This is a genomic window from Streptomyces sp. NPDC048606, assembly GCF_040650855.1.
Lineage (GTDB): Bacteria > Actinomycetota > Actinomycetes > Streptomycetales > Streptomycetaceae > Streptomyces.
The window spans coordinates 250,339-273,329 of sequence record NZ_JBEZIB010000006.1 but is presented as its reverse complement, the minus strand read 5'-3'; the positions used below and the strand labels follow the sequence as shown (position 1 = coordinate 273,329).

18 protein-coding genes and 1 tRNA gene are annotated in these 22,991 nt (G+C 74.2%); 14 read left to right on the top strand and 5 right to left on the bottom strand.

From position 1 onward, the window contains the following. Positions 1 to 107: 107 nt before the first annotated feature. Positions 108 to 1,445 (bottom strand): UDP-N-acetylglucosamine 1-carboxyvinyltransferase, encoded by a 1,338-nt coding sequence (murA, locus tag AB0D01_RS09625; protein WP_363054528.1) that lies wholly within the window; start codon positions 1,443 to 1,445, stop codon positions 108 to 110. A 276-nt stretch (positions 1,446 to 1,721) separates the two neighbouring features. Here murA and AB0D01_RS09620 point away from each other — a divergent pair, with 276 nt between their 5' ends. From AB0D01_RS09620 to AB0D01_RS09595, 6 genes are all read left to right on the top strand, one after another. After that, positions 1,722 to 2,282: a YqgE/AlgH family protein gene (locus AB0D01_RS09620; protein ID WP_363054527.1), complete on the top strand. Its 561-nt coding sequence runs from the start codon at positions 1,722 to 1,724 to the stop codon at positions 2,280 to 2,282. A 28-nt stretch (positions 2,283 to 2,310) separates the two neighbouring features. Then, positions 2,311 to 2,595 carry a DUF3039 domain-containing protein gene (locus tag AB0D01_RS09615; RefSeq protein WP_363054525.1) on the top strand — a complete coding sequence of 95 codons (285 nt, stop codon included), beginning with the start codon at positions 2,311 to 2,313 and terminating at the stop codon, positions 2,593 to 2,595. Between the two features lie 228 nt (positions 2,596 to 2,823). Further along, positions 2,824 to 4,464: a beta-N-acetylhexosaminidase gene (locus tag AB0D01_RS09610; protein ID WP_363054524.1), complete on the top strand. Its 1,641-nt coding sequence runs from the start codon at positions 2,824 to 2,826 to the stop codon at positions 4,462 to 4,464. Between the two features lie 331 nt (positions 4,465 to 4,795). Further along, positions 4,796 to 5,716, top strand: a complete 921-nt coding sequence (locus tag AB0D01_RS09605; RefSeq protein WP_363054523.1) for an FAD binding domain-containing protein — start codon at positions 4,796 to 4,798, stop codon at positions 5,714 to 5,716. Further along, entirely contained in the window at positions 5,713 to 7,962 is a 2,250-nt protein-coding gene (locus tag AB0D01_RS09600; RefSeq protein WP_363054522.1) for a 2Fe-2S iron-sulfur cluster-binding protein, read from the top strand. Before AB0D01_RS09605 ends, AB0D01_RS09600 begins: the two co-directional genes overlap by 4 nt. Then, a complete protein-coding gene (locus AB0D01_RS09595; protein WP_363054521.1) occupies positions 7,959 to 10,301 on the top strand; it encodes a xanthine dehydrogenase family protein molybdopterin-binding subunit in 2,343 nt (780 codons plus the stop codon). The genes AB0D01_RS09600 and AB0D01_RS09595 overlap by 4 nt, the downstream gene beginning before the upstream one ends. 83 nt (positions 10,302 to 10,384) lie before the next feature. Here the strand turns inward: AB0D01_RS09595 and AB0D01_RS09590 are convergent. Beyond that, positions 10,385 to 10,459, bottom strand: a tRNA-Cys gene (locus tag AB0D01_RS09590). Between the two features lie 192 nt (positions 10,460 to 10,651). On the opposite strand from AB0D01_RS09590, the gene AB0D01_RS09585 reads away from it, so the two are divergent. From AB0D01_RS09585 to AB0D01_RS09570, 4 genes are all read left to right on the top strand, one after another. After that, positions 10,652 to 12,178: an MFS transporter gene (locus tag AB0D01_RS09585; protein ID WP_363054520.1), complete on the top strand. Its 1,527-nt coding sequence runs from the start codon at positions 10,652 to 10,654 to the stop codon at positions 12,176 to 12,178. Between the two features lie 40 nt (positions 12,179 to 12,218). Further along, the gene (locus AB0D01_RS09580) at positions 12,219 to 12,419 is read left to right on the top strand and encodes a hypothetical protein (protein WP_363054519.1); all 201 of its coding nucleotides are present in this window, start codon (positions 12,219 to 12,221) and stop codon (positions 12,417 to 12,419) included. Beyond that, positions 12,416 to 12,814 carry a type II toxin-antitoxin system death-on-curing family toxin gene (locus AB0D01_RS09575; protein ID WP_363054518.1) on the top strand — a complete coding sequence of 133 codons (399 nt, stop codon included), beginning with the start codon at positions 12,416 to 12,418 and terminating at the stop codon, positions 12,812 to 12,814. Before AB0D01_RS09580 ends, AB0D01_RS09575 begins: the two co-directional genes overlap by 4 nt. 117 nt (positions 12,815 to 12,931) lie before the next feature. Next, positions 12,932 to 14,716, top strand: a complete 1,785-nt coding sequence (locus tag AB0D01_RS09570) for a DEAD/DEAH box helicase (RefSeq protein ID WP_363054517.1) — start codon at positions 12,932 to 12,934, stop codon at positions 14,714 to 14,716. An 86-nt stretch (positions 14,717 to 14,802) separates the two neighbouring features. Here AB0D01_RS09570 and AB0D01_RS09565 read toward each other — a convergent pair whose 3' ends face one another. Beyond that, on the bottom strand, positions 14,803 to 15,948 hold the full coding sequence (locus AB0D01_RS09565; RefSeq protein WP_363054516.1) for a hypothetical protein: 1,146 nt from the start codon (positions 15,946 to 15,948) through the stop codon (positions 14,803 to 14,805). 373 nt (positions 15,949 to 16,321) lie between these two features. Here AB0D01_RS09565 and AB0D01_RS09560 point away from each other — a divergent pair, with 373 nt between their 5' ends. Both AB0D01_RS09560 and AB0D01_RS09555 read left to right on the top strand, forming a co-directional pair. Next, positions 16,322 to 16,963, top strand: a complete 642-nt coding sequence (locus AB0D01_RS09560) for a helix-turn-helix domain-containing protein (RefSeq protein ID WP_363054514.1) — start codon at positions 16,322 to 16,324, stop codon at positions 16,961 to 16,963. Positions 16,964 to 16,999: 36 nt separating this feature from the next. Then, complete coding sequence (locus AB0D01_RS09555; RefSeq protein WP_363054513.1) at positions 17,000 to 17,797, top strand: S16 family serine protease; 798 nt, start codon at positions 17,000 to 17,002, stop codon at positions 17,795 to 17,797. 27 nt (positions 17,798 to 17,824) lie between these two features. On the opposite strand, the gene AB0D01_RS09550 is transcribed toward AB0D01_RS09555, so the two are convergent. Continuing rightward, positions 17,825 to 18,295 carry an Lrp/AsnC family transcriptional regulator gene (locus tag AB0D01_RS09550; protein ID WP_363054512.1) on the bottom strand — a complete coding sequence of 157 codons (471 nt, stop codon included), beginning with the start codon at positions 18,293 to 18,295 and terminating at the stop codon, positions 17,825 to 17,827. Positions 18,296 to 18,435: 140 nt separating this feature from the next. Between AB0D01_RS09550 and hppD the strand changes: the two genes are divergently transcribed. Further along, complete coding sequence (gene hppD / locus AB0D01_RS09545; RefSeq protein WP_363054511.1) at positions 18,436 to 19,590, top strand: 4-hydroxyphenylpyruvate dioxygenase; 1,155 nt, start codon at positions 18,436 to 18,438, stop codon at positions 19,588 to 19,590. A 156-nt stretch (positions 19,591 to 19,746) separates the two neighbouring features. Here hppD and AB0D01_RS09540 read toward each other — a convergent pair whose 3' ends face one another. Continuing rightward, entirely contained in the window at positions 19,747 to 21,354 is a 1,608-nt protein-coding gene (locus AB0D01_RS09540) for a tetratricopeptide repeat protein (protein WP_363054510.1), read from the bottom strand. 96 nt (positions 21,355 to 21,450) lie between these two features. Between AB0D01_RS09540 and AB0D01_RS09535 the strand changes: the two genes are divergently transcribed. Then, positions 21,451 to 22,875, top strand: a complete 1,425-nt coding sequence (locus AB0D01_RS09535; protein WP_363054509.1) for an FAD-linked oxidase C-terminal domain-containing protein — start codon at positions 21,451 to 21,453, stop codon at positions 22,873 to 22,875. The last annotated feature ends 116 nt before the right edge of the window (positions 22,876 to 22,991 follow it).

The window sequence follows — 22,991 nt, the reverse complement described above, 5'->3', positions numbered from 1 at the left end:
CGTCTACCACTTCGACGAGGTCCGCGTCGTCCCCGTGGAGGTGCGTCGGCGGGGCCCGCTGTGGGAGGTCGGAGCCCCGTGGGGCCCCGGGAGGGGCTGTGAGCCGATCAGACGAGGTCGCCGTTCGGCAGCTCCACCTTGGCGCCGAGCTCGACGAGCTTCTCCATGAAGTTCTCGTAGCCGCGGTTGATCAGGTCGATGCCGTGGACGCGCGAGGTGCCCTCGGCCGCCAGCGCCGCGATCAGGTACGAGAACCCGCCGCGCAGGTCGGGGATGACCAGGTCGGCGCCCTGCAGCTTGGTGGGGCCGGAGACGACCGCCGAGTGCAGGAAGTTGCGCTGGCCGAAGCGGCAGGCGCTGCCGCCCAGGCACTCGCGGTACAGCTGGATGTGCGCGCCCATCTGGTTGAGCGCCGAGGTGAAGCCGAGGCGGGACTCGTAGACCGTCTCGTGGACGATCGACAGGCCCGAGGCCTGGGTGAGGGCGACGACCAGCGGCTGCTGCCAGTCGGTCTGGAAGCCGGGGTGCACGTCCGTCTCCAGCGCGATGGCGTTGAGCGGACCGCCCGGGTGCCAGAAGCGGATGCCCTCGTCGTCGATCTCGAACGCGCCACCGACCTTCCGGTACGTGTTCAGGAAGGTCATCATCGAGCGCTGCTGCGCCCCGCGGACGTAGATGTTGCCGCCGGTCGCCAGGGCCGCGGAGGCCCACGAGGCGGCCTCCAGGCGGTCCGGGAGCGCCTTGTGGTTGTAGCCGCCGAGCTGGTCGACACCGGTGATGCGGATGGTGCGGTCGGTGTCCATGGAGATGATCGCGCCCATCTTCTGCAGCACGCAGATGAGGTCCTCGATCTCGGGCTCCACGGCGGCGTTGCTGAGCTCGGTCACGCCCTCGGCCAGGACGGCCGTCAGCAGGACCTGCTCGGTCGAGCCGACCGACGGGTAGGGCAGGCGGATCTTGCATCCGCGAAGGCGCTGCGGGGCCTCCAGGTACTGGCCGCCCTCGCGCTTCTCGATGGTCGCGCCGAACTGGCGGAGCACGTCGAAGTGGAAGTCGATCGGCCGGCCGCCGATGTCGCAGCCGCCCAGGCCCGGGATGAAGGCGTGGCCGAGGCGGTGCAGCAGCGGGCCGCAGAAGAGGATCGGGATCCGGGAGGAGCCCGCGTGCGCGTCGATGTCGGCGACGTTCGCGCTCTCGACGTGGGTCGGGTCGAGCACCAGCTCGCCCGGCTCCTCGCCGGGGCGCACCGTCACGCCGTGCAGCTGGAGCAGCCCGCGCACGACGCGCACGTCGCGGATGTCGGGGACGTTGCGCAGCCGACTGGGGCCGCTGCCGAGCAGCGCGGCGACCATGGCCTTCGGCACGAGGTTCTTCGCGCCGCGGACACGGATCTCGCCCTCGAGCGGGGTACCGCCGTGGACAAGCAGGACATCGTTGCCGGTCATGGATCTCGCGTTCCGGAGAGGGATGGGCAGGGGTGCAGGGAAAAGGGTAAGCGCCACCACCCCCTTGTTTGTATGGGTGACGTGGCCGTAGGACTGTCATGAATTCGGTACAGCACCCAGCGTGTGCGCCAGGTAGCGGAGCGTCGACTTCCGGAAGGGTTCGGGGGGTGCGCGGGGGGTGCGCGCTCCTCCTTGCCGCCGTGCGCCCTGAGCTGCGCGTGATCGAATCCGGCCGCCGGCTCCCCCCGGAGCACGATTGTGCGAGATCATGTCCGCATGACCGAGGTGTCCTCCCTCACAGGGCGGCTGCTCGTGGCCACCCCCGCCCTCGCGGATCCGAACTTCGACCGCGCGGTGGTGCTGCTGCTCGACCACGACGAGCAGGGCTCCCTCGGCGTGGTCCTCAACCGGCCCACCCCCGTGGACGTGCGCGACATCCTGCTGCCGTGGGCGCCGTTGGCCGGCGATCCGGGGGTGGTGTTCCAGGGAGGTCCGGTGGCCCTGGACTCGGCCCTGGGGGTCGCGGTGATCCCGGGCGAGGAGGGGCCGCTCGGCTGGCGCCGGGTGCACGGGGCGATCGGCCTGGTCGACCTGGAGGCGCCGCCCGAACTGCTGGCCGCGGCCCTCGGTGGGCTGCGCATCTTCGCGGGCTACTCCGGTTGGGGCCCGGGCCAACTGGAGTCGGAGCTGGGGGAGGGGGCCTGGTACGTGGTGGACTCCGAGCCGGGTGACGTCTCCTTCCCGGACCCCGAACGGCTGTGGCGGGCGGTGCTGCGGCGGCAGCGCAGCGACCTCGCGATGGTCGCCACCTATCTGGACGACCCGTCGCTGAACTGACCCGGTCGGCGTTCAGTACCCTGGATTCATGAGCACTCTTGAGCCCGAGCGCGGGACTGGTACGGGGACCCTCGTAGAGCCGACGCCGCAGGTGTCCCACGGCGACGGCGACCACGAGCGCTTCGCCCACTACGTCCAGAAGGACAAGATCATGGAGAGCGCGCTCGGGGGCACCCCCGTCGTCGCGCTCTGCGGCAAGGTGTGGGTTCCGGGCCGCGACCCGAAGAAGTACCCCGTCTGCCCCATGTGCAAGGAGATCTACGACTCCATGGGCGCCGGTGGCGACAAGGACAAGGGCGGCAAGGACAAGTAGGCGGGCCCCGAGAGGGCCGGGAGGGACGTCCCGAGGAACGAGGCGGGAAGTCCCGAACGGCGAGTAGGGAAGTCCCGAAACCGTCGGCGAAGGCCCCCGGGTGCGCGAGATCGCGTCCGGGGGCCTTTGCCGTGTCCCGGTGGCGGGCTAGGGTCGGCGAGGACGAGCGCCCTGCGGAACGAGCGTTGCGCAGGGCGCAACGCGCTCGCTTCCGCGAAGGGTTGCCGCATGGACCTGATCCCCCTGCCCCGCCTCGCCGTACCGGACGGGGAGGGCCGCCGCCACGTCTTCGGGAACCGGCCGACCCTGAGCGTCGGGCCCGGCGCCGAGGACGTCGCCCGCCTGCTGCGCCGCGAACTCGGGGCGGCCACCGGCTGGGACCTGCCGGACGCCGCCGCCGGCGAGCGGGGCGACGTGCGGCTGGCGCTCGACCCCGAGGGGCTCGCGGCGCCCGGACCCGAGGCGTACCGGATCGAGGTCGGCGCGGACGGTGTCGAACTGGTGGGGGCGGACCCCGCGGGCCTGTTCTGGGCCACGCGGACGCTGCGTCAGCTGCTGGGGCCCGAGGCCCACCGCAGGGCGCCGCTGGCGGGCCGGGCGGCCTGGAGCCTGCCGTACGCGCGGATCGAGGACGCGCCGCGCTTCGGCTGGCGCGGCATGATGCTCGACGTCGCCCGGCACTTCACGCCCAAGGACGGGGTGCTGCGCCAGATCGACCTGCTGGCCGCGCACAAGCTGAACGTCCTCCACCTGCACCTGACGGACGACCAGGGCTGGCGGGTCGAGATCCGGCGCCACCCCCGGCTCACCGAGGTCGGCGCCTGGCGGCCCCGCAGCCGGTGGGGGCACCGCGCCTCCCCGCTGTGGAACGAGACCCCGCACGGCGGCTTCTACACCCAGGACGACATCCGCGAGATCGTCGCCTACGCCGCCGAGCGGCACGTCCGCCTCGTCCCCGAGATCGACATCCCGGGCCACTCCCAGGCCGCCATCGCCGCCTACCCGGAACTGGGCAACGCCGACGTCGTCGACACCGCGGCACTGGGCGTGTGGGACGACTGGGGCATCAGCGAGAACGTCCTCGCCCCGACCGAGACCGTACTGCGCTTCTACGAGGGCGTCTTCGAGGAGCTGCTGGAGCTCTTCCCCGTCGAGGTGGCCCCGTTCGTGCACGTCGGCGGCGACGAATGCCCCAAGGAGCAGTGGCGCGCCTCCCCGACGGCCCGCCGCCGGATCGCCGAACTGGGCGTGGACGGGGAGGGCGGCCTCCAGTCCTGGTTCATCCGGCACTTCGACCACTGGCTCGCCGAGCGGGGCCGGCGGCTCATCGGCTGGGACGAGATCCTGGAGGGCGGACTCGCCGACGGCGCGGCCGTCTCCTCCTGGCGCGGGTACGCGGGCGGGATCGCCGCCGCCGAGGCCGGACACGACGTGGTGATGTGCCCCGAGCAGCAGGTGTACCTGGACCACCGTCAGGCGGGGGGCCCCGACGAGCCGATGCCCATCGGGTACGTGCGGACCCTGGAGGACGTCTACCGCTTCGAGCCCGTGCCGCCCAAGCTGTCGCCGGAGGCCGCCGCGCGCGTGCTGGGCGCGCAGGCCAACGTGTGGACCGAGGTGATGGAGAACCAGGGCCGCGTCGACTACCAGGCGTTCCCCCGCCTCGCGGCCTTCGCCGAGGTGGTGTGGTCGCCCCTGCCCGAACCGGAATCCCGTGACTACGCGGCCTTCGAGGCGCGGATGACCTCGCACTACGCGCGCCTGGACGCGCTCGGGGTCGGCTACCGGCCGCCGGCCGGTCCCTTGCCGTGGCAGCGTCGGCCGGGGGTGTCGGGCCGCCCGGTCGAGGGGGTCCCTCCGATCGTGTGACGCGGGGGCGCGGGGGCTCCTTCCCGCCCGCGTGACCGCAAGCGGAACTCTTCGGAAACCTTTGGAACTCTCGCTCGAATGAGGCGTATCCGGGGGAAAACGGGCGTTCGGGTGGAAGCGCGGCGCGGCCCGGGAAGGGGCCCGCGCACGGCGTCGCGGGGCGGGTGCGCGCGCCGGCCGGCCGTGCGGGCCGGCGCGCGCCGCGGGGGAGACCCTCGCGCCGGCCGGCCCCGAAGATGTGCCAGAGTTGCCACGTCCCGGCGGTGAGCACGTACCGTACGGCGGACAGGCGTGAGCGCCGGGACCGGGACATCGGGAAGGGGCAGCCGGGTTGACCACGCACGCACCGCACGCACCGCATTCAGCTCAGGGGCCGCACACACCGCACGCGGACCGGGCGGCGCAGGCCGTGACGCTTCCGACCACGCTCGACGAGGCCGTGGCGGCGCTCGCCGCCATGCCCGCCGCCGTGCCCGTGGCCGGCGGAACCGACCTCATGGCGGCCGTCAACGCGGGCCTGTTGCGGCCCGCCGCGCTGGTCGGTCTCGGCCGGATCAGCGAGATCCGCGGCTGGCAGTACCAGGACGGGCACGCGCTCCTCGGCGCGGGCCTGACCCACGCCCGGATGGGACGGCCCGACTTCGCCGCCCTGATCCCGGCGCTGGCCGCCGCCGCGCGCGCCGCGGGCCCGCCGCAGATCCGCAACGCCGGCACCCTCGGCGGGAACATCGCCACGGCCGCCCCGACCGGTGACGCGCTGCCCGTGCTGGCGGCGCTCGAAGCGGTCCTGGTCATCGTCGGCCCCGGCGGCGCGCGCCGCGAGATCCCCGTCTCCCACCTGCTGGCCGGCCGCGAGATGCTCCGCGGCGGCGAACTCATCGGCTTCGTACGGGTGCCCCTGCTGCACGCGCCGCAGGTCTTCCTGAAGGCGACCGGGCGTACGGGTCCGGGGCGCGCGGTGGCGTCCGTGGGCCTCGTGCTGGACCCCGCGCGCCGGGGCGTGCGGTGCGCGATCGGCGCGGTGGCCCCGATGCCGCTGCGCCCGTTGGAGGCCGAGCAGTGGGTGGCCTCGCTGATCGACTGGGACGGCGACCGGACGCTGGCCCCCGAGGCGCTGGAGGCCTTCGGCGAGTACGTCGCCGCGGCCTGCGTGCCCGACCAGGGGGAACCCGTCCCCTCCGGTGTACTGCATCTGCGGCGGACGGTGGCCGTGCTGGCGCGCAGGGCCCTGGGGAGGGCACTGACCTCATGAGCGGGAACGAGAACGTGAGCGGAACGACGGGCGACGGCGCCGGCTGGGGCTGGGAGCCGGTCCCGCACGGGGGCGAGTACGACAACGAGGCCACGGCCTTCGTGAAGCTGCCGCAGGAGATGCTGGACGCGCTCGACACCGGGGAGCCGCTGGCCGCGCCCGGACACGGGTACGCGCCGCCGCCGATGATCGTGCCGCTCGGTTCCGGCAGCGCGGACCCCACCGCCACCGGTACCTGGACGATGCCCGTGCAGTGGCCCGAGGCGGGCGGGGCGTCCGCCCCGGCGGCCCCGGCCGCGCCGGCCCGCAGCCCGATCCCGGCGTCCATCCCGCTGCCGGCCTCGGTGGCCGCGGTCTTCGCCGACCGGGGCCGCGAGAGCGCCCCGGAGCAGGACCCCTACGCGAACGCCGCCGTTCCGGCTCCCGCTCCCGCGGTCGACCCGGACCCGAGCGCGACGGCCGAGTGGCACTTCCCCGAGGCGGTCCAGCACGCGGAGCACACCGAGCACGTCGACCAGACCGCGCACGCGGAGCACGTCGACCACACCGCGCACGCGGAGCACGTCGACCACACCGCGCACGCCGGGTACACCGGGCACGTCGAGGGGCACGGGGCGACCGGACAGTGGACGCTGCCGACGGACGCCGCGGGCTTCCCGCCGGCCGAGGCGTACGCGCCCTACGGCGGCCACCCCGCCGCGCCGGCGGACCGGGCGTACGACCCCGCCCCGGCCGATCCGTCGGCCGGGGAGCGGACCGACCTCTGGGGCCAGGGCCCGGACGCGACGGCCCCGCCGGTCGGCGGCGCCGCGCCGTGGACCGGCTCCGAGACGCTGATGACCTCCGGGGTGCTGCCCGGCGAGGCCGCGCCCGCGCCCGTGCGCGGCCCCAGGGTGCTCGGCGGCCCCGGCGTGGGCACCCCGCTGCCGGAGGGCCAGGCGGGGACGACCGGCCCCGAGCCGGAGGCGGTCCCGCACGCGGCCCCGGACATCGAAGCCGCCCACGGCCCGGCGGACACGCCGGTCGAGGGCGAGCGCCCGCGCCCGGTGGACGCGGGCGAAGCCGCCGGGCACGCCCACGACCCCGGACCGGGGGCGGAACCGGACCGCGAGCCGGGGTACGGCCCCGGGGAGGGGCCGGGCCACACCCTCGGGCAGGGGCAGTCCTTCGCGGAGACGGTCGAGACGGCCGAGGCGGCCGAGGCCGCGCCGGTCGAGCCGGTCGGGGCCGCGCCGGTCGACCCGCCGGCGGGGCCGTCGGTGCCCGAGGAGGCGCCGGTCGCGCAGGCGCCGGACGCGGACGCCCCCGACCTCGCGGTGACCGTGCCGCACGAGGGCGACGCCGAAGGGACCCCGGGCCTGGGGGCGACGTACGAGGACCCGGTCGAGGGCGCCCCCGCCGTCGCCCAGCACGAACACCCGGCGGCCTCCTACGTCCTGCGCGTCAACGGCGCCGACCGGCCCGTCACCGGTGCCTGGATCGGCGAGTCCCTGCTGTACGTGCTGCGCGAGCGCCTCGGCCTCGCCGGCGCCAAGGACGGCTGCTCCCAGGGGGAGTGCGGGGCCTGCGCCGTACAGGTCGACGGCCGGCTCGTCGCCTCCTGCCTGGTCCCGGCGGCCACGGCGGCGGGCAGCGAGGTGCGCACCGTCGAGGGGCTCGCGACCGACGGGGAACTGTCGGACGTGCAGCAGGCGTTGTGCAGGTCGGGCGCGGTGCAGTGCGGATTCTGCGTGCCCGGCATGGCCATGACGATCCACGACCTGCTGGAGGGCAACCACGCCCCCAGCGACCTGGAGACCCGCCAGGCGCTGTGCGGCAACCTCTGCCGCTGCTCCGGCTACAAGGGCGTCATGGAAGCCGTCCGTGACGTCGTCGCGGAGCGGGAGGCCGCGCAGGCCGCCGCCGCGGAACAGCAGGCACAGGACCGGCAGGCCGCCGACGCCGCCGCGGCGGGCGGGACCGGCGCCGAACCGCGCATCCCGCACCAGGCACCGCCCGGCGAGGGCGGCGTCCACGGCCACGGCGCGGGCGTCGAGTACGGGCAGGCGGCCGAGTACGGCGCGGGCGTCGAGTACGGCCAGGGCGTCGAGCACGGCGCGGGCGCCGGGTACGGGCAAGGCGTCGAGTACGGCCAGGGCGTCGAGTACGGCGCGGGCGGCGAGTACGGGCAGGGCGTCGAGCACGCCGGCGGCGGCGAGCACGACGGCGGCACCACGGGGATCCACCACAACGGAGGCATGGCGTGAGCGGGCACGACGCGGCCACGGCGACGACGAGCGTCACCACGGTCGCCGCCGCCCCCGAGGGGGACCAGCCGCCGCCGCTGCGCGGCATCGGCGCCTCCGTACCGGCGGCCGACGCCCGCGCCAAGACCGAGGGCACCTTCCCCTACGCCGCCGACCTGTGGGCCGAGGGCCTGCTGTGGGCCGCCGTGCTGCGCTCCCCGCACGCCCACGCCCGCATCCTCTCGGTCGACACCTCGGCCGCCGCCGAGATGCCCGGCGTACGCGCCGTCATCACCCACGCCGACGTCCCCGGCGCCACCACCCACGGCCGCCGCATCGCCGACCGGCCGGTCTTCGCCCACGACGTGGTGCGCCACCACGGCGAGCCCATCGCCGCCGTCGCCGCCGACCACCCCGACACCGCGCGCCTCGCCGCCGCCGCCATCGCCGTCGAGTACGAGCTGCTCGACGCCGTCACCGACCCCGAACAGTCCTTCGGCGCGGTCCCGCTGCACCCCGACGGCAACCTCATCCGCCACATCCCGCTCCGCTACGGAGACCCCGAGGCGACCGGCGAGGTCGTCGTCGAGGGCCTCTACCGCATCGGCCGCCAGGACCCCGCGCCCATCGGCGCCGAGGCCGGGCTCGCCGTACCGCGACCCGACGGCGGCGTGGAGATCTACACCGCCTCCACCGACCCGCACACCGACCGCGACCTCGCCGCCGCCTGCTTCGGCCTCGACCCGGACCGGGTGCGCGTCGTCGTCACCGGCGTCCCGGGCGCCACCGCCGACCGCGAGGACGCCGCCTTCCAGCTCCCGCTCGGGCTGCTCGCGCTGCGCACCGGCCACCCGGTGAAGCTGGCCGCCACCCGCGAGGAGTCCTTCCTCGGCCACGCCCACCGCCACCCCACCCTGCTGCGCTACCGCCACCACGCGGACGCGGAGGGCCGCCTCGTCAAGGTCGAGGCCCAGATCCTGATGGACGCGGGTGCCTACGCCGACTCCTCGGCGGAGTCCCTGGCGGCGGCGGTCGCCTTCGCCTGCGGCCCGTACGTCGTCCCCCACGCCTTCGTCGAGGGCTGGGCCGTGCGCACGAACAACCCCCCGTCGGGGCACGTGCGCGGCGAGGGCGCGATGCAGGTCTGCGCGGCCTACGAGGGCCAGATGGACAAGCTCGCGGCGGCGCTCGGCATCGACGGCGCGGAGCTGCGCCTGCGCAACGTCCTCGCCACCGGCGACCTGCTGCCCACCGGCCAGACCGTCACCTGCCCGGCCCCCGTGGCCGAACTGCTCCAGGCGGTCCGGGACTTCCCGCTGCCCTCCCTGCCCAAGGACACCCCGGAGGAGGAGTGGCTGCTGCCCGGCGGCCCCGAGGGCGCGGGCGAACCGGGCGCGGTGCGGCGCGGCGTCGGCTACGGCGTCGGCATGGTCCACATGCTCGGCGCGGAGGGCGCCGACGAGGTCTCCACGGCCACGGTGAAGGTCGTCGGCGGCACCGCCACCGTCATCTGCGCGGCCGTCGACACCGGCCAGGGCTTCGCGACCCTCGCCCGCCAGATCGTCCAGGAGGTCCTGGGCGTGGACGAGGTGGCGACGGCCCCCGTCGACACCGACCAGCCGCCGGCCGGCCCCTCCGCGCACGGCCGGCACACCTGGGTGTCGGGCGGCGCGGTCGAGCGGGCGGCCAAGATGGTCCGTACGCAACTGCTGACGCCGATGGCCGCCAAGCTCGGCATGTCCACGGAACTCCTGCAGATCGCGGACGGCCGCATCACCTCCTACGACGGGGCCTTCTCCATGTCGGTCGCGGAGGCGATAGAGGGCAAGGAGCTCTGGGCCACGGCCCAGTGCCGCCCCCACCCGACGGAGCCGCTGGACGCGGACGGCCAGGGCGACGCCTTCGTCGGCCTCGCCTTCTGCGCGATCCGCGCGGTCGTCGACGTCGACATCGAACTGGGCTCGGTACGGGTCGTGGAGCTGGCCGTGGCCCAGGACGTCGGCCGCGTCCTCAACCCCCGGCAGCTGGAGGCCCGCATCGAGGCGGGCGTCACCCAGGGCGTCGGCGCGGCCCTCACGGAGAACCTGCGCTCGGTCTCCGGCCTGGTGCGCCACCCCGACCTGACGGGCTACGCCCTGCCGACGTCGCTGGACGCCCCGACGGTGCGGATCGTGCGGCTCGTCGAGGAGCGGGACGTGGTGGCCCCGTTCGGGGCGAAGGCGGCGAGCGCGGTGCCGGTCGTGACGACCCCGGCCGCGGTGGCCTCCGCGGTCCGCGCCGCCACGGGCCGCCCGGTGAACCGGATCCCGATCCGCCCCTCGGCCGCCGTGGCCCCACCCCACCCCACCCCCCAGGCCTGACCCGGCCCCGGCCCCGCCCGGCCGGGGCCGGGCACGACGATGGGGCCGCCCGGGGGAATCCCCCGGGCGGCCCCATCGTCGTGTGGAGGCCGTGACCGGAATCGAACCGGCGTAACTCGCTTTGCAGGCGAGTCCCTCAACCACTCGGGCACACGGCCGTGGCGGGTGGTGCGAGTACGAACGTACGGGCGCCCGGGTGGGTGGGGAAGGGGGGCGGGCGGGGCGCAACGCGACTGCCACGCCGCGTTCACAGTGGAGGGTCCTCGGCGGGGGGACCTAGGTCCCCCGGTCCCTCGATCTCCGTCGAACGGACAGGGTCGATCCCGGGCTACGCACCTTACGCTGGGGCGATGAGCGCCCTTGAACCCCGCGTGCCGAGCGGGCCCGAGACCCCCGAGAAGCCCCTCCCCGCCCCTTCGGTCGCCCCCGGCGGCCCGAGCGGGAGCGGGATCCTGGGAGCGGCGTACCGGGCGCTCAGCATCGGGATCGTCTCCGTCGTCTTCCTCATCGCCTTCGAGGCCACCGCCGTCGGCACCGCCATGCCCGTCGCGGCCCGCGAGCTCGACGGGGTCGGCCTGTACGCCTTCGGGTTCTCCGCCTACTACACGACCAGCCTCTTCGGCATGGTCCTGTCCGGCCAGTGGGCCGACCGGCAGGGCCCGCTGCGCCCGCTCACCGTCGGGATCGCCGCCTTCGCCGCCGGACTGGTGTGCTCCGGGACCGCCGGGGTGATGGGCGTCTTCGTCCTCGGCCGGGCCGTGCAGGGCCTCGGCGGCGGCCTGGTGATCGTCGCCCTCTACGTGGTGGTCAGCCGCGCCTACGAGGAACGGCTGCGCCCCGCGATCATGGCGGCCTTCGCCGCGAGCTGGGTGGTGCCGTCGATCGTCGGACCGCTCGCCGCCGGAACGGTCACCGAGCACCTCGGCTGGCGGTGGGTGTTCCTCGGGATCCCGGCGCTGGTCGTCGTGCCGCTGTGCGTGGCGCTGCCCGCGATACGCCGGACCGCCTCCGGCCCCGTCGATCCGAACGCCCCGGCCGCCGCCCTCGACGGCCGTCGCATCCGGCTCGCCCTCGGGATCTCCGCCGGCGCCGGGCTGCTCCAGTACGCCGCCCAGGACCTGCGGTGGCCGTCCCTGCTGCCCGCGCTGGCCGGCGCGGCCCTGCTGGTGCCCGCCGTCCGGGGCCTGCTGCCGCGCGGCACCTACCTGGCCCGGCGCGGGCTGCCGTCGGTGGTGCTGCTGCGCGGGGTGGCGGCGGGGTCGTTCATCGGCGCGGAGAGCTTCGTACCGCTGATGCTGGTCACCCAGCGCGGCATGAGCCCGACGCTGGCCGGCTTCTCGCTCGCGCTCGGCGGGGTGACCTGGGCGCTCGGCTCCTGGGTGCAGTCCCAGGGGCGGATGGCGCCCCACCGGGAGCGGCTGATGGTCGCCGGCATGGTGATGGTGGCCTTCGCCATCGCGGCGGCGCCGGCGGTGCTGATCGAGTCCGTCCCGGTGTGGCTCCTGGCGCCGGCCTGGGCGGTGGGCTGCCTCGGCATGGGCCTGGTCATCGGCTCGACCAGCGTGCTGCTGCTGAAGCTGTCCCCGCCCGAGGCGGCGGGCACGAACTCCGCCGCGCTCCAGATCTCCGACGCGCTGGCCAACGTGGTGCTGCTCGCCGGCGTCGGGGCCGCCTTCGCCGCGCTCGGCGGGGCTGCCGTCGGCGCCGGGCACTCCCTGGCCGAGGGCGGCGCCGCGGCCTCGCACCCGGCGGCCTTCCTGGCGGTGTTCCTCCCGATGTCCGCCGTCGCCCTGGCCGGTGCCTGGATCGCCGGCCGTCTGGACCCGGTCCCCGCCGGGGCGGCGCGGCTGCGGGGCGCGGGTCCGGGGCCCGCGTAAAGGGGAGGAGAACGTCGTCGGCCTCGCCTAGGGTCCGGCCATGACCTCCTTCGACCTCCCGCTCACCGAGGACGAGCTCTCCCGGCTCGCCGACCTCGCCGACGCCACCGGCCGCACCCCGCGGGAACTCGCCGCGGACGCCGTGCGCGCCCTGCTGAGCGCCGAGCGCGAGCGGGTGGCCGCCGAGGCGGCCCGGCTCGCGCTGCGGCACGCCCCGCTCCTGGAGAGGCTCGGCCGGTGAGCCGCGCCACGGCCCCGGTGCGCCACCTCACGCTCGCCGAGGTCCTCGACCTGGCCGGGCACGCCTGCCTGGCCCTGGACCAGAGCGTCGAGCTGCGCGCGCCCGGTCTGCTGGAGTCGGCGGTGCACCGGCCGCGGGCCCGGATGTACGGGACGCCGGCCTACGCGGACCTCTACGAACAGGCGGCCGCGCTGCTGCACGCCATCGCCACGAACCACCCCCTCGTCGACGGCAACAAGCGCACCGCCTGGCTCGCCGCCGCCACTTTCCTGGCCGTGAACGGCGTGGATCTCGGCGGGGTGGACCAGGAGGCCGCGTACGCGCTGGTCATCGACGTCGCGGCCGGTCGTGAGGGCGATGTGGCCTTGATCGCCCGGAGGTTGGGTTCCATGTGACGCTCGCCGCACGTGCCGAGGTCACGGGCCTGTCCCTCGCCGGGGGGCGGGCCCGGGCCGGTAAGGTGGCCCGGTTGTCCTACGTACGACCGCCACCGAGAGCACGAACCGGAGACCGTGACTACTACCGCCTCCCACCACCTCTCACCCGCCTTCCCCGGCCGTGCGCCGTGGGGCACCGCCAGCAAGCTGCGTGCCTGGCAGGAGGGTGCCCTCAACCGGTACATCGAGACGCAGCCGCGTGATTTCCTCGCGGTCGCGACCCCCGGTGCCGGCAAGACCACCTTCGCGCTGACCCTCGCGTCCTGGCTGCTGCACCACCACGTGGTCCAGCAGGTGACCGTCGTCGCGCCGACCGAACACCTGAAGAAGCAGTGGGCGGAAGCCGCCGCCCGCATAGGCATCCGGCTCGATCCGGAGTACTCCGCCGGGCCGCTGAGCAAGGACTACCACGGGGTCGCCGTCACCTACGCGGGCGTCGGCGTCCGCCCGATGCTGCACCGCAACCGGTGCGAGCAGCGCAAGACCCTGGTGATCCTCGACGAGATCCACCACGCCGGTGACTCGAAGTCCTGGGGCGAGGCCTGCCTGGAGGCCTTCGACCCGGCCACCCGGCGCCTGGCCCTGACCGGCACCCCCTTCCGGTCCGACACCAACCCGATCCCCTTCGTCACGTACGAGGAGGGCAACGACGGGATCCGCCGTTCCTCCGCCGACTACACCTACGGCTACGGGAACGCGCTCGGCGACGGCGTCGTGCGGCCCGTGATCTTCCTGTCCTACAGCGGCAACATGCGCTGGCGCACCAAGGCGGGCGACGAGATCGCGGCCCGCCTCGGCGAGCCGATGACCAAGGACGCCATCTCGCAGGCCTGGCGCACCGCGCTCGACCCGCGCGGCGACTGGATGCCGAACGTGCTGCGCGCCGCCGACCAGCGGCTCACGGAGGTCAGGAAGGGCATCCCCGACGCGGGCGGGCTCGTCATCGCCGCCGATCAGGACGCGGCGCGCGCGTACGCCAAGCTGATCCGCGAGATCACCGGCACGAAGGCGACCGTCGTCCTGTCCGACGACACCGGGGCCTCGAAGAACATCGACACCTTCAGCGCGAACAACGACCGATGGATGGTCGCGGTCCGCATGGTGTCCGAGGGCGTCGACGTGCCCCGCCTCGCGGTGGGCGTGTACGCGACGACGATCTCGACCCCGCTGTTCTTCGCGCAGGCCGTCGGCCGCTTCGTGCGATCGCGCAGGCGAGGTGAGACCGCGTCCGTGTTCCTTCCCACGATCCCCTACCTCCTCGGCTTCGCGAACGAGATGGAGGTCGAGCGCGACCACGTCCTCGACAAGCCGAAGAAGAAGGGCGAGGAGGACCCCTACGCCGAGTCCGAGAAGGAGATGGACGAGGCGAACCGGCAGGAGGACGAGGACACCGGCGAGGACGAGCAGATGTCCTTCGAGGCGCTGGAGTCCGACGCCGTCTTCGACCGGGTCCTCTACGACGGCGCCGAGTTCGGCATGCAGGCGCACCCGGGCAGCGAGGAGGAGCAGGACTACCTCGGCATCCCCGGGCTGCTGGAGCCGGACCAGGTGCAGATGCTGCTCCAGAAGCGGCAGTCGCGGCAGATCGCGCACAGCCGGCGCAGGCCGGACGAGCAGGCTGACCTGCTGGAGCTGCCGGCCGAGCGGCGGCCCGTGGTGTCGCACAAGGAGCTGCTGGAGCTGCGCAAGTCGCTGAACACGATGGTGGGCGCGTACGTCCACCAGAGCGGCAAGCCGCACGGGGTGATCCACACCGAGCTGCGCCGGGTGTGCGGCGGGCCGCCGAGCGCGGAGGCGACGGCGGGCCAGCTCAAGGAGCGGATCAAGAAGGTGCAGGAGTGGGCCACCCGGATGCGGTGAGCCCGCCGGCCCGTCCGTAGGCGAGGCCGGGACGGAACGGGGTCCGTGCGCGGTGCGCGCGGACCCCGTTCTCGTATCCGCGTGGGTCAGGAGGTGACGCGGCGACGACGGCCGGTGCCGGCGACCAGGGCGGCGCCCATGGCCAGGGCCACACCGCCGGCGCCGAGCGCCCAGGTGGTGGCGGCGTCGGAACCGGTCTCGGCGAGCTCTCCGCCGGTGTGGGTGCCGGTACCCGTGCCCGTGCCGGTGCCGTCGCCGTTGTTGTCGACGATCGGCGTGGTGGTGCCGCCGCCGTTCGGCTTGGTGTTGTTGTTGCCGCCACCGGTGTTGCCGTTGTTACCGGTGTTGCCACCGCCGCCGTTGTTGCCGCCGCTGCCGGCCTTCTTCAGCACGGCGCGGGCGAAGTTGGTGTCGGAGAAGATCTCCTCGCCCTGGACGTTGCTCCAGCCGACCGCGGCGAGCGCGAACTCGGTGCCGGGGGCGTCCTTGGCGAACTTCAGGCGCAGCTTGAGGTCGAACTTGTCGCCCTTCTCGATGGAGCCGCGGCCGAAGTCCAGCGCGAAGGCGTCCTGCTCGCCCTCCGCCTCGACCGGGTACCAGCCCCACTTGCCGTTCTCGTCGGGCAGGTACACCTCCAGGGAGATGTGGCCCGGCTTGAACTCGGTCGTGCGGGTCAGCAGGTTCAGACCGAGGCTGTAGTCCTCCAGGTCCTCACCGTCGGAGTTGTCCACGACCAGGGTGAACTCCTTCCAGCCGGTGCCGGCCGTGAAGGAGGACGGGACGTCCTTGAGGGTGAGCTTCGGGCCGTTGGCCTCCCACTCCGCGCCGTCGAGGGCCTCCTCGGCGATCTTGGCGTCCGAGGCGGCCTTCTCCGGGCTCGGGGCCGGGACCGGCGCCGGGAAGACCGGGGGCACCAGCGGCGGGGTGACGACCGGCGTCTGCACGCCCGGGGTCTCCACCTTGGTCGGCTCCTCGGCGGCCGGCTTCTCGGCCGGGGCCTGCTCGGCGGGCTTCTCGGCGGGCGTCTCGGCCTTCGCCGGGGTCTCGACCTTCGCGGGCGTCTCGGCCTTCGCGGGCGCCTCGGCGACCGGGGCGGCGTCCTCCTTCGGAGCCGCGTCCGGGGTCGTGACCGCCGGGTTCTGGACCTCGTCCGCCATCGCGGGCGTGGCCATGAGGACCGTCGGGCCCACCACGGCGGCGGCGGCGACGACGGCCATGCGCTTCAGCTTCACTTGTACTTCTCTCCCCTACGTGTGCTTCGGGCGGCTGTAGCCGCCTTCCGCCCACCCCCAACGTCTTTTTGAACACGATCAGAGTAATGGGCGTGTAAAGCGATTTTCGGCCCGGGGAGATTACGAATTGACACATGCGCGCGCGGAAACGCGCACAAACCGGCAGTAGGCGCCCGGATTCTGGACGAGGCCTTCCGCTGAGCGGACCCGCTCGCTACTGTCCCCGCATCGAACGCCCCGTGGCAGCGCCGCCGCGGGAGCGCAGCCGGTGCCATGGCCGCTACCGGCGGCCTCTCCGTGCGTCGCCGAGGGACCGGCAGCGCTCCGCCTCGTGAGAGTCACCGCCGCCCACATACACAGAGGGAGAGGCGTCGTGACCGCGGAGACCTCCCAGACTCTCGACCGAGGACTCAGAGTCCTCAAGCTGCTCGCCGACACCGACCACGGTCTGACCGTCACCGAGCTGTCCAACCGTCTCGGTGTGAACCGCACCGTCGTCTACCGGTTGCTCGCCACCCTGGAACAGCACGCCCTGGTCCGCCGCGACCTCGGCGGCCGGGCCCGGGTCGGCCTCGGCGTGCTGCGGCTGGGCCGACAGGTCCACCCGCTGGTGCGCGAAGCCGCGCTGCCCGCGCTGCGCTCGCTCGCCGAGGACATAGGCGCCACCGCGCACCTGACCCTCGTGGACGGCTCCGAGGCGCTCGCCGTCGCCGTCGTGGAGCCCACCTGGACCGACTACCACGTCGCCTACCGGGCCGGCTTCCGCCACCCGCTGGACCGCGGCGCGGCCGGCCGGGCCATCCTCGCCGCCCGCCAGGGCACGCTCATCGACCCCGGGTACACGCTGACCCACGGGGAACTCGAAGCGGGCGCCAGCGGCGCCGCCGCCCCGCTCGTCGGGATCACCGGCCTGGAGGGCAGCGTCGGCGTGGTCATGCTGGCCGACGCCGTGCCCGAACGCGTCGGCCCGCGCGTGGTCGACGCGGCGCGCGAGGTCGCCGACGCACTGCGCTGAGGCGGGCCGGGCGGCGCGGGTCGGTAGATTGGCGGGGTGCTCTCTCGCCTCACACGTCTGCCGCGTCCCGCCGCCCTGGCCGTCTGCGCCGCGCCCCTGCTCGGCCTGTTCGCCGTCGCCGCCCTCGCACCGCTGCCCTTCGTGATCGCGCAGCCCGGACTCACGGCCGACGTGCTCGGGGCGAAGGACGGCAAACCCGTCATCGTCGTCACCGGCGCCCCCACCCGGGAGACGAAGGGCCAACTGCGGATGACGACCATCCAGGCCACCGGCCCGTCCTCCACGGTGCGGCTGCCGCAACTCCTCGACCACTGGTTCGACGGCAGCCGGGCGGTCATGCCCAAGGAGGCCGTCTACCCCTCCGGCGGGAGCGACCGGGAGATCGAGGAACACAACCTGGAGGAGATGACCAGGTCCCAGTCGGACGCCGCCGAGGCCGCGCTCGGATACCTCCGCAAGGACCCGAAGGACGTCAAGGTCGCGCTGAACCTCGCCGACGTCGGCGGCCCCAGCGCCGGACTCCTCTTCTCCCTCGGCATCATCGACAAGCTCGACGGCGACGGCAGCGGCGGCGACCTCACGGGCGGGCGCAACATCGCCGGTACGGGGACCATCGCCGCCGACGGCCGGGTCGGCGCGGTGGGCGGCGTCGCGCTGAAGACGCAGGCCGCGCACCGCGACGGGGCGACCGTCTTCCTCGTGCCGATGGACGAGTGCTCCGACGCCCGCACCGACCTGCCCGAGGGCCTGCGGCTGATCCCCGTCACGACCCTGACGGACGCCGTGAACTCCCTGCGGGCGTTGAACCGAGGCGGCACCGTCCCGACCTGCTGACCGGGTCCGGGCCCGGCGGGCCCGGACTCAGCGGTCCCCGGCCGCCTGTTCCACCAGGGGGATGATCCGCAGGGGGACCGGGTTCTCCATGACGATCGCCGTCGAGGCGCGCACGATCCCCTCGAAGCCGACCACCCGGTCGATCACCCGCTGGAGGTCCGCGTTGGACCGCGCCACGAGTCGGCAGAGCATGTCCCCGTGCCCCGTGGTGGTGTGCAGCTCCAGCACCTCCGGCACCCCGTCGAGGTGCGCCCGTACGTCCGCCCCCTGCCCCTGTTTGATCTCCAGGGTGGCGAAGGCCGTCACCGGATAGCCCAGGGCCGTCGGGTCCACCTGCGGGCCGAAGCCGCGGATCACCCCGTTCGACTGGAGCCGGTCCAGCCGGGCCTGCACCGTGCCGCGCGCCACCCCGAGCCGGCGCGAGGCCTCCAGGACCCCGATCCGGGGCTCGCGCGCCAACAGGACGATGAGCCGGCCGTCGAGTTCGTCGATGCCCATGCGCGGGGTACCCGTACCTTCCCTGGAATGGCTGGTCATACTGCACAGATCTCTCAGTCATCCTGCGCCAGTGCTGGTCATTCTGTACAGCGGAAATGGAAACTATTGCGCAGCTTGTGGAAGGGCGGGACTCTGCGCTCATGACTGAGTCTCTGGCGAACCTCGAAACCACCCCGCAGACCGCGCGTGACGCCGACCCCTTCCCCGTGAAGGGCATGGACGCGGTCGTCTTCGCCGTGGGCAACGCCAAGCAGGCCGCGCACTACTACTCCACGGCCTTCGGCATGAAGCTCGTCGCCTACTCCGGACCGGAGAACGGCAGCCGCGAGACGGCCAGCTACGTCCTCACGAACGGCTCCGCGCGCTTCGTCCTCACCTCGGTCATCAAGCCGACGACGGACCACGGCCGCTTCATCGCCGAGCACGTCGCCGAACACGGCGACGGCGTGATCGACCTGGCGATCGAGGTCCCGGACGTCCGCGCGGCGTACGCCTACGCCGTCGAGCAGGGCGCGCGCGGCCTGGACGAGCCGTACGAGGTCAAGGACGAGAACGGCTCGGTCGTCCTGGCGGCCATCGCCACCTACGGCCAGACCCGCCACACCCTCGTCGAGCGCGGCGACTACGACGGCCCCTACCTGCCGGGCTACGTGGCCGTCGACCCGATCGTGGCGCCGCCCGCCAAGCGCACCTTCCAGGCCATCGACCACTGCGTGGGCAACGTCGAGCTCGGCCGCATGAACGAGTGGGTCGCGTTCTACAACAAGGTCATGGGCTTCACCAACATGAAGGAGTTCGTCGGCGACGACATCGCGACCGAGTACTCGGCGCTGATGTCGAAGGTCGTCGCGGACGGCACCAAGAAGGTGAAGTTCCCGATCAACGAGCCGGCGATCGCGAAGAAGAAGTCGCAGATCGACGAGTACCTGGAGTTCTACAACGGACCGGGCGTGCAGCACATCGCGCTCGCCTCGAACGACATCGTCGCGACCGTGCGCACCATGCGCGCCGCCGGCGTGCAGTTCCTGTCCGTGCCGGACACCTACTACGACACCCTCGGCGAGTGGGTCGGCGACACCCGCGTCCCGATCGACGAGCTGCGCGAGCTGAAGATCCTCGCCGACCGCGACGAGGACGGCTACCTGCTCCAGATCTTCACCAAGCCGGTCCAGGACAAGCCGACCGTCTTCTTCGAGATCATCGAGCGCCACGGGTCGATGGGCTTCGGCAAGGGCAACTTCAAGGCCCTGTTCGAGGCGATCGAGCGCGAGCAGGACAAGCGCGGCAACCTCTAGCCGCACGGCGCGGACGCCCCCGGAGCCCTGACGGGTGCCGGGGGCATCGGCGTGCGCGCGTACGGGGCGCCGGCCGGGACCGGGGACCGCCGGAGGGGACGGCCCCCGGTCCCCGGCCGGCCCCGTGCCGTGGCCGCGCTCAGCCCGTCGCCGCGCTCAGCCCGTCGCCGCGGGCTTCGCGCCCGCCGTGCCCGCCGTGGCCGTCGCGCCGTCCTTCGGGGGCTGCGCGGCGGGCTCCCGCTTCGGTTCCGGCTTCGCCTCCGACTCCCGCTTCGGTTCCGGGGCCGGCTTCGGCTTCGGCTTCGGCCGGGGGTTCGCCCGGGGCATCTCCGGCGGGGTCCACGGAGTGGTCGGCCTCATGTGCTCCGGTCCGCCCGCCGCCGGCTGCCCGATGGACTCCAGGGCCGCCTTCGCGAGCGGCGCCCGCACCGGCGAGAAGCGCGGATTGGTCCGCAGCGTCTCCTGGAGGTGGCGCCGGGCCGCCGCCTCGTCGCCGAGGCTCCGCTCGATCACCGCCCGGTGGTAGGAGAACTCCGCGTTCCGCAGCCCCTGCTCCGTGGCCTTCTTCGCGTACTCCAACGCCGAGGCGTCGTCCCCGGCCTTGTGCAGCGCCCACCCGAGGGCGTCGGCCACCTGCACGTTCCGGTGCCGCGTCCACTCCGCCGACAGGCGGCGCACCGCCCCGCCCGGATCCCCGTGGTCCGCCTCGTACAGGCCCAGCACCACCGATTCGTCGACCCCGTCGCGCCCGCCCCGCGCCGCCAGCACCGCTAGCCGCTCGTACGGGGCCCGGGCCTCCGCCTCCCGCCCCAACGACTCCAGCAGCTCGCCCAGTTCCAGAGCCAGGCGCGGCTCCGCCGCCCGGCCCAGCGCCAGCCGGTAGTCCCGTACGGCCTCCCCGCCGCGCCCCAGCCCGGCCAGCGCGCGGGCCCGCCCGCCCAGGGCCTCGGCCTGCGCCGGGTCCGTGCGCAGCGCGGCCTCGTACTGGGTCAGCGCCTCCGAGGTCTCCCCGCGCTCGAAGGACAGCTCCCCGAGCCGGAACAACACGTACGCCTTCTCCGCCGGCGAGCGGGCCGCGCCCGCCGCGTGCTCCAGGGAGACCACCGCGTCCTCGCGCCACCCCCGGTCCCGGTAGACCTGCGCGGCCCTCAGATGGGCCGCCAGACCCGGCCGGAGCTCCATCAGGCGCTCCATCGTGGACTGCGCGGCCTTGTAGTCGCCCAGACCCGCGTACGCGTCCACCAGGACCGGGTACGCCGTCCAGCGCCGCGGCGCCTGCGCCCGTACCAGCTCGCCCCACTTCTTCCCGGTGCCGAAGTCCCGACGGGCGTTGGCCAACGCGCCCATGCCCGTCATCGCGTCGAAGTTGCCCTTCTCGGCGGGCCGGACCTCCAGCGACCGCTTCAGCGCCTTCTCCGCCTTCGGGTACCAGCCCGAATCGGCCGTGCGCCGCGCCTGTTCCAGGTACGCCGATCCGAGGACCGCCCACGAGGCGTCGTCGTCCGGATGCCCGGCGACCCACTTCTCCCGGTCCGCCACCAACGCCGTCACGTCCACCGCCGCCGCCGGGGCGCCGAGCCCCACCGCCGACGCGGCCCGTTCGCTCGGCCCCGGCGGGCGCGCGTCGTCGCCCGTACGGGCCGGGCGGATCAGCAGGGCCCCGGCGATCAGGACCACCGCCACCGCGGCCGCCACGACCGTCTTGCGGCCGGTGAAGGTCACGGGCGGCGCGGGCTGCTGCGCTTGCTCGTCGAATCCGTCCATGCGCTCACTGTGCGTCAATATGAAGAGACCGCCGAGGTGTCCGAACCCGCCGGCGGCCGTGTTCACACCGATGGCCCCGGCTGCCACCCTGGCCCCATGGATGACTCCGTGGACACCCCCGTGGACGAAGCACCCCCCACCCTCCCCGCACCCGTCGGGGAACTCCTCGCGCGACTGCGCGCGGGCGTGCCGGCGGAGGCGGTCCTCACCGACCCCGCGGTGACCGCCTCCTACGCCCGCGACATGGCCGGCTTCTGCGCCGCCGGAACCCCGGCCGCCGTCGTCCTGCCCCGCACCGTGGAGCAGGTCCGACACGTCCTGCGCACCGCGACCGCCCTACGCGTCCCCGTCGTCCCCCAGGGCGCCCGTACGGGCCTGTCGGGGGCCGCCAACGCCACCGACGGGTGCGTCGTCCTCTCGCTCGTGAAGATGGACCGGATCCTGGAGATCGACACCGTCGACCGGATCGCCGTCGTCGAACCGGGCGTGGTCAACGCCGTGCTGTCGCGCGCCGTCGCCGAACGGGGCCTGTACTACCCGCCCGACCCCTCCAGCTGGGAGCAGTGCACGATCGGCGGCAACATCGGCACGGCCTCGGGCGGCCTGTGCTGCGTCAAGTACGGGGTCACCGCCGAGTACGTGCTCGGCCTCGACGTGGTGCTGGCCGACGGACGGCTGCTGCGCACGGGGCGCCGTACCGCCAAGGGCGTCGCCGGATATGACCTCACCCGGCTGTTCGTGGGGTCCGAGGGCAGCCTCGGCGTGGTCGTGGGCGCCGTGCTGGCGCTGAAGCCCGCCCCGCCCCGGCAGCTCGCGCTGGCCGCCGAGTTCCCCTCCGTCGCCGCCGCCTGCGCGGCCGTGTGCGCCGTCATGGAGGCGGGGCTGGCGCCCTCGCTGCTGGAGCTCATGGACCGTACGACCGTCCGCGCCGTCAACGCCCTCGGGAAGATGGGGCTGCCCGAGAGCACGGAGGCCCTGCTGCTGGCCGCGTTCGACACCCCGCACGCGCCCGCCGAACTCGCCGCCGTCGGGGAGCTGTGCGCGGCGGCCGGGGCCACCGCCGTCGTACCCGCCGAGGACGAGGCGGAGTCCGAACTGCTGCTCCAGGCCCGCCGGATGTCCCTGACCGCGCTGGAGGCCCTGCGCCCCGCGACGATGATCGACGACGTCTGCGTGCCCCGGTCGCGGCTCGCCGAGATGATGGACGGGACGGCCGCGATCGCGCGGGAGTACGACCTCCTCATCGGCGTCTGCGCGCACGCGGGGGACGGGAACACCCACCCGGTCGTCTGCTTCGACCCCGCGGACGAGGACGAGACGCGGCGGGCCCGGGAGTCCTTCGACGCCATCATGGCCCTCGGTCTGGAACTCGGCGGGACCATCACCGGCGAACACGGGGTCGGGGTCTTGAAGAAGGACTGGCTGGCGCGCGAACTCGGGCCGGTGGGACTGGAGATGCAGCGCGCCGTCAAGCGGACCTTCGACCCGCTCGGGCTGTTGAACCCGGGCAAGCTCTTCTGAGTCGGCCGGCGGCGGCGGGGTCGGCGTCGGCGCCGACGACCGGGTCGGCCGGGTCGGCGGGATCGGCGGGGTCGGCGGGGGAGGGGGCGGCCCGGCCGGGTCGCCCGACGTCGGGT

Excerpts from the sequence above, each read along its gene's own strand:
- murA (WP_363054528.1), bottom strand. The coding sequence starts at position 1,445 with ATGACCGGCAACGATGTCCTGCTTGTCCACGGCGGTACCCCGCTCGAG.
- AB0D01_RS09620 (WP_363054527.1), top strand. The coding sequence starts at position 1,722 with ATGACCGAGGTGTCCTCCCTCACAGGGCGGCTGCTCGTGGCCACCCCC.
- AB0D01_RS09615 (WP_363054525.1), top strand. The coding sequence starts at position 2,311 with ATGAGCACTCTTGAGCCCGAGCGCGGGACTGGTACGGGGACCCTCGTA.
- AB0D01_RS09610 (WP_363054524.1), top strand. The coding sequence starts at position 2,824 with ATGGACCTGATCCCCCTGCCCCGCCTCGCCGTACCGGACGGGGAGGGC.
- AB0D01_RS09600 (WP_363054522.1), top strand. The coding sequence starts at position 5,713 with ATGAGCGGGAACGAGAACGTGAGCGGAACGACGGGCGACGGCGCCGGC.
- AB0D01_RS09585 (WP_363054520.1), top strand. The coding sequence starts at position 10,652 with ATGAGCGCCCTTGAACCCCGCGTGCCGAGCGGGCCCGAGACCCCCGAG.
- AB0D01_RS09580 (WP_363054519.1), top strand. The coding sequence starts at position 12,219 with ATGACCTCCTTCGACCTCCCGCTCACCGAGGACGAGCTCTCCCGGCTC.
- AB0D01_RS09550 (WP_363054512.1), bottom strand. The coding sequence starts at position 18,295 with ATGGGCATCGACGAACTCGACGGCCGGCTCATCGTCCTGTTGGCGCGC.
- hppD (WP_363054511.1), top strand. The coding sequence starts at position 18,436 with ATGACTGAGTCTCTGGCGAACCTCGAAACCACCCCGCAGACCGCGCGT.
- AB0D01_RS09540 (WP_363054510.1), bottom strand. The coding sequence starts at position 21,354 with ATGGACGGATTCGACGAGCAAGCGCAGCAGCCCGCGCCGCCCGTGACC.
- AB0D01_RS09535 (WP_363054509.1), top strand. The coding sequence starts at position 21,451 with ATGGATGACTCCGTGGACACCCCCGTGGACGAAGCACCCCCCACCCTC.